Source organism: Rhodococcus sp. BH5 (genome assembly GCF_027583855.1).
Lineage (GTDB): Bacteria > Actinomycetota > Actinomycetes > Mycobacteriales > Mycobacteriaceae > Rhodococcus_F > Rhodococcus_F qingshengii.
In genome coordinates, this window is the sequence record NZ_JAJHVW010000048.1 from 1 (window position 1) to 5,020 (window position 5,020).

8 protein-coding genes are annotated in these 5,020 nt (G+C 58.5%); 3 read left to right on the forward strand and 5 right to left on the reverse strand.

The genetic code is table 11. The features are described from left to right. The 4 genes from RhoBH5_RS32210 to RhoBH5_RS32225 all read right to left on the reverse strand — a co-directional run. Positions 1-362: hypothetical protein (locus RhoBH5_RS32210; RefSeq protein ID WP_270009591.1), on the reverse strand; the 362-nt coding region annotated here is incomplete at its 3' end. 503 nt (positions 363-865) lie between these two features. Then, a complete protein-coding gene (locus RhoBH5_RS32215) occupies positions 866-1,021 on the reverse strand; it encodes a hypothetical protein (RefSeq protein WP_270009592.1) in 156 nt (51 codons plus the stop codon). Positions 1,022-1,023: 2 nt separating this feature from the next. Next, positions 1,024-1,269, reverse strand: a complete 246-nt coding sequence (locus RhoBH5_RS32220; RefSeq protein WP_270009593.1) for a hypothetical protein — start codon at positions 1,267-1,269, stop codon at positions 1,024-1,026. Positions 1,270-1,445: 176 nt separating this feature from the next. Beyond that, a complete protein-coding gene (locus RhoBH5_RS32225; protein ID WP_270009594.1) occupies positions 1,446-1,949 on the reverse strand; it encodes a hypothetical protein in 504 nt (167 codons plus the stop codon). Between the two features lie 443 nt (positions 1,950-2,392). Between RhoBH5_RS32225 and RhoBH5_RS32870 the strand changes: the two genes are divergently transcribed. The 3 genes from RhoBH5_RS32870 (at position 2,393) to RhoBH5_RS32230 (ending at position 3,889) form a co-directional block, all read left to right on the forward strand. Further along, complete coding sequence (locus RhoBH5_RS32870; protein WP_442972507.1) at positions 2,393-2,743, forward strand: zinc ribbon domain-containing protein; 351 nt, start codon at positions 2,393-2,395, stop codon at positions 2,741-2,743. 371 nt (positions 2,744-3,114) lie between these two features. Continuing rightward, positions 3,115-3,276, forward strand: a complete 162-nt coding sequence (locus RhoBH5_RS32875) for a WhiB family transcriptional regulator (RefSeq protein ID WP_442972506.1) — start codon at positions 3,115-3,117, stop codon at positions 3,274-3,276. A gap of 121 nt (positions 3,277-3,397) precedes the next feature. Then, entirely contained in the window at positions 3,398-3,889 is a 492-nt protein-coding gene (locus RhoBH5_RS32230; protein ID WP_270009595.1) for a CAP domain-containing protein, read from the forward strand. 676 nt (positions 3,890-4,565) lie between these two features. On the opposite strand, the gene RhoBH5_RS32235 is transcribed toward RhoBH5_RS32230, so the two are convergent. Further along, complete coding sequence (locus RhoBH5_RS32235) at positions 4,566-4,772, reverse strand: hypothetical protein (RefSeq protein ID WP_270009596.1); 207 nt, start codon at positions 4,770-4,772, stop codon at positions 4,566-4,568. Between the last annotated feature and the right edge of the window lie 248 nt (positions 4,773-5,020).

The following is a 5,020-nucleotide window of genomic DNA, read 5'->3' on the forward strand; positions in this document are numbered from 1 at the left end:
TTTGCGGCCGCCACCGACTTCAGCAGTTCCGTGGAGCGTTTGGCGATAGCCAGTTCGGTCTCCAACTCAGCGATACGACGTCGAGCTGCAGCGAGTTCGGCGCTCCCAATCGAGCTCAGGCCCCTACGCACCGTTTCGATTCGAATCAAACGGTTACCTGCGCCGCGATGATTCGACGAGTGGTTGATGCCGGCCCGCGCACCGTAGATCGGGGTGCAGACACCGGCGTATTGGGAGGGAAGGACGGCATGCAGTGTTGTCGAGGGCGCACCGACACCACCGGCGCAGCCAGCTCCGCGACCGGCGCCCGCGTGCGCCCCATCCGGGTGACGTGCGGGTGCAGACCGGAGGTCGGTATCCACAGGCGGCGCGGGTGGGTACGGTGAAACAGAGAAGGGCGCTTCGCTCCTCGCGTCGGGCTACTGCGGGTAGGGTCACGGCCGCATTCTTTCGTCAATTCTTTTGGTGCACATAGATCTAATGAAGCTCTACGGCGGTCCGTCCAGCCAGACCCGGCCGGGTGTTGCGAGCATCGCCGATGCGTGATGTTGCACCGGCTGGGAATCCTCGGGGTGATCGGGGCGGTCTCACGGAAGGTCGCGCGACTCCGGGCTCCCTCCGGGCGAAGTACCTAACCTGTTAGCAAAGAGCGGATTCGGTGATCTCGCGACCTTTAGCCATATCCTGTCGGACGTGAGCCATATCCTGTCGGACGTGTCCGGAACCTGCGATTCTCGCCACCAGCACAAACAGCAATCACCACAGCGGCCTGTGCGGCGACGAGCCATACGGCGAGGGTAGCGAGGACCCGAGTACGCCAACCTGATGGCCAGGCCAGCGAAATCGATGCGATCAGTAAGATTCGTCAATACCAGTACTGGCGTCCGACTACTTTCTGCCCGCGTAGTCCAAGCAACAGAAGTATCAGGCCGAAGACGCCGACAGCGAGGCCTGCAATCCACAATGTAGAGATCTTAACGATCAAGCCGATGACGATGAGAACAACACCGAAAGCGATCATGGTCAATTCCTTTGTCCGAGTGAGCTTAGGTTTCGTGCACCGTCAGAATTCGAGCGAGTGGCGGCTGAGGGGGTAGGCCATCCGGTTTCGACGATCCGGATCTTGCTGAAGTTCAGTGCCCCGGCAACGACGTCCATCAGCGCCCCGCGAGCGTCGCTGATCGAAGAGAAGCCGGCCATTCCCAATGCGCCGTCCAACGCGACAGGGAGATCTGCGCCACACCCACCGGCCGAGGGTGATTCAAACACTACGAAAGTCCGAAATTACCCACCACAACACGTATAGAAGGCGATCTCATCGTCGGTAAAAATACTGGCTCAGCGATCAGCAACACTCGTCGAACGAAAAACCGCATGATCCGATTACTCCATTCGGACCGACGGTCGCCAACACTTGCATATGGTTCAGTCCGACTTCTTGCGGATTATCGGCAATTGTCTTTCTTTGCTTGTCGACGTGCTCCGGCTGCGATTCTGGATGCTTCGAACTTCTTCTTGCCCGGCGAGCTACGCGTTTCATCCATACGAGCTTTCCCCGCGGAGAAGACTTTTCCGCTACCGGTTTCGATATCGCTGAACGACGGAGCGTCGTTGCGTGCGCGCTGGAGTCGTTTGTCCTTGAGGTCGCGGGCGCTCTGTCGGGAGACTGTGGCCAGACGGCGGCTCACTCTGCTGAGCGCGTCTTCGAAGACTTCTGCCTTACCGGCGTTGCGGGTGTTCGAAGCTTTACCTGCTCCGCGGGCCTTCTTTGCTTCGACTTTCACTGAACCCTCTCGCCGGTAGTTCTTCGTATACTTGTTGCGGGCCCGACGTACTCGGGCGTGCAGGGCAATCAGGTCGTCTTCGTCGAGTTCAACAGTCTGATCCTTTTTGGTTTCGAGAATCAACACGTATTCATCCTCAGATAGGGAATTCAGAATCTTCTTCATGCGCTTTTCCTGTTCTTTTCACGTGTGCTCAGACACAGTTACTGCATAGTAGTCCTGATCAGTCCACTACATGGCAGTTCTGATCAGTGGGATATCGGGGGTCAAGTAGCGGGCGGTAGCCCCAATCTGCATGGGGTAGGCATTGCCAATAATATTGGATCACTGATTATTTCATCGAGCGAAAGGGATGCTTCGGCAGCTTGGACAGCGCTGAGGAGTGGCTGGTACGGACTTCGCTGGCGATAAGCCGCGACAACGCCCGTGGCAGCAGCGCCGGTCACTTCTACGAGGCGTTGTGGTGTCCAGATTCGCGCCGCGCCGGTCAGCGAACCTTCTCCGTCACACGTGAAGGCGATCAATGCGATATCGCGGTCGAACCCGCCGAGGCCGAGCATCCACCACTGCCCACATCCGACCGGGGCCGATGGAGGCGGTGTTCAGGAGTGAACGTCAAACAGAAGTCCGGGTTGAACCGGTCGATACTCGATCAGGGCTGGACACAGATCCAGACCCTGCTCACATACAAAGCAACTCAAGCAGGGGCGCGAGTCATCGCCATCCGACCACACGGCACGTCGCAGACGTGTCACGCATGCGGGTCGAACACACCGGGGCAACGCGAAAACCAAGCGTCGTTTCGGTGTAAGAATCCAGAGTGCGGGTGGGCCGGTAACGCTGACACCAACGCTGCGATCGTGATCAAACAACGGGGCCAGGAAGTGGCCGTGCAGGACGTGGAGCCCAACGCCGTCAGGCAGACCGTGAAACGTCAAAACCCGAAAACAGCCGCCTGACAACGGCAGCGAGTACGGAAACCGCCTCGTTCACAAGGCGGAGACTTCATGTCGACCCGACGCCAAAAGGTTCAAGAGCTAAAACAGCGGGGCGGGTGTTCTTGGAGCGTTGCGACACCGCACATCCCAGTAGAGCTTTAACCCGAGGCAGTAATTCGAGATTTACTCGGGTGCGGAAAGCTGCCATGCAATGAATTTCGATCCATGCCCGCCAGGACTTTCGACTATGGTCGCCATAGCGGTCGCTCATAGAATACAAGGCGCACGTAGTCCAAATGCACAGCATAAAAGAAGTTTGAACGCTCTCGATGCCAAAGGCGAAGGGATCATGAATGCTACCGAGGCAATTCCATCGCTCGCCGCACGCAAATATGAAAAGCGGTCGCCGGGCGCCTGTCGTGCCCGTGCACACTCAATGCCTCGACTTCGCACTCGGACCCGGACAAAAATCCGGAATCTGGGGTGGGGTGAACATGGGCAGCACCCGCACTGAAAGTATCCGCACCTCAGAAGACCAGTGGCAGCAGCTCTAGCATCCTTTCTCGGAATTCTCCGAAGCGATCCATCCCCCAGCTCGCCCTATCTCACTACTCACCGAGAGGCGCGTACCGGACAAGCCTGTTCGGTACACGAGACATCAAGGAGCCCCCCATCATGCGTACCTTCATGCGCAGCACCCTCGCCGCCGTGGCCACCACTCTCGCCTTCACCGCCCCAATCGCAGTGGTCGTCGGAACAGCATCGGCCGCGCCGGCTCCTCACCTCTCGATCGGGAGCGCGATCTCGATGCCACAGGAGATCACCGCCGCCACCAACGCTCGCCGTGCCGCATACGGAATGCGCTCCCTCGCCGTCGACGCAGCACTGACCGCAACCGCCCAGGGTTGGTCGTCCGCCATGGCGACATTAGGTGTCTTGGAACACAATCCGGTTTACACCGCGACCTACCGACCGGGATGGACCTGGAGCGCGGAAAACATCTACAAAGGGAACTCAAGTCGGACCGCGGCATCGATAGTCGACAGCTGGATGAACAGTCCCGAACACCGCGCCAACATCCTCAACCCGCGCCTCACGCACATCGGCGTCGGATACGCCACCGGGCCCGCAGGAACTTACAGCACACAAAACTTCGCCGCCTACTAGACTCCCCCACCCCGATCGTGGCCCCGACCTCAACAGATAGGTGCCACGATCATTCAAGGCGCTGGTCGGGTCATCGCCGAACCGAAAGAATCTCAGCTCTCCATCCGCTCGAACACGACGCCTGGCAACTACACATTCACGGAGCCAGCTGGGAAGACATCGGCACCGATATGGGATGCAGCCCAAGCACAAATCGCCCTGTTCTGCAACCCAAGGAAGGCTCGCATGAAACAGTGAGCGGCGCGAGACAGCTGAGGCCCAGGCCTGTGGGAGAGTCACCCTCGCCGAGGATCCCGAAATTTTCACTTGTTTCCGCCCCACAAAGCTCGTCCAAGGGCGGCCGAACCTCCCTGGCAGAGTCGGCGTCCTCTACTTGGCAATCAGCGTCTTTGTAGTTCGCTTTGTCGTACCGATTGATTGGAGGAGAATTCCGATCAATAACCCGTTTCAATCGAGCATCGAAGACGTCGTTGAATCCGCTGGGATGCTTTCGGGTCACAAATGGGGTCCACCACCAGGCGATAGACAAGAATACGAGTCCGCACAACGCGGCCGCGGGGAGCATGCACTCCGGAGCGATAAGCCACGCGAAAAGGGTGGTAAGCGGCCAACAAAAGAGCCAGAGTTATCGCGGCCCGCATCGGATTGCCTGCCGCGGCATCGAGCACCGACAGCACTACCGGACTTCACCGGTGCGCACCACGATGTCACTCTTCTTCGTTCGGGGTAGCGCGATGAGTTTGTCTGCGCCCCACCAGAACAACCGTCCCGAGATCGACATCCACAGAAAGAACGCCGAATACACCAAGATCGTTCCGTACTCGGTCGCCACTCTGACCAGAGAATGGCCGATACCAGTCAACACCGCAATCAACACACTCATGCCTGCTGTGGTGGTAAGCACCGAAATCGTTGTCGGATTCGGATCGAACCCAGCGCGAGCACAACCAGTTTCCGCCTCCATGCGAGGTAACGGGATCGGGGCTTCGTCATTGAATGATGCGTAGTGTGTGGGTGTGGTGGTCATCAAAAAATCTCCAAACAGCATATAAATGGGGAAGCACTCAGGTCAGGTACCCTGGGACGCCGGCAACCGGACCTGATGTGTAAGGTTGCCGCGCTACGTTAGAG

Bases quoted from the DNA above. Each gene is read 5' to 3' on its own strand.
- RhoBH5_RS32215 (WP_270009592.1), bottom strand. From the start codon at position 1,021: ATGATCGCTTTCGGTGTTGTTCTCATCGTCATCGGCTTGATCGTTAAG.
- RhoBH5_RS32230 (WP_270009595.1), top strand. From the start codon at position 3,398: ATGCGTACCTTCATGCGCAGCACCCTCGCCGCCGTGGCCACCACTCTC.
- RhoBH5_RS32235 (WP_270009596.1), bottom strand. From the start codon at position 4,772: ATGAGTGTGTTGATTGCGGTGTTGACTGGTATCGGCCATTCTCTGGTC.
- RhoBH5_RS32875 (WP_442972506.1), top strand. From the start codon at position 3,115: ATGAAAAGCGGTCGCCGGGCGCCTGTCGTGCCCGTGCACACTCAATGC.
- RhoBH5_RS32225 (WP_270009594.1), bottom strand. From the start codon at position 1,949: ATGAAGAAGATTCTGAATTCCCTATCTGAGGATGAATACGTGTTGATT.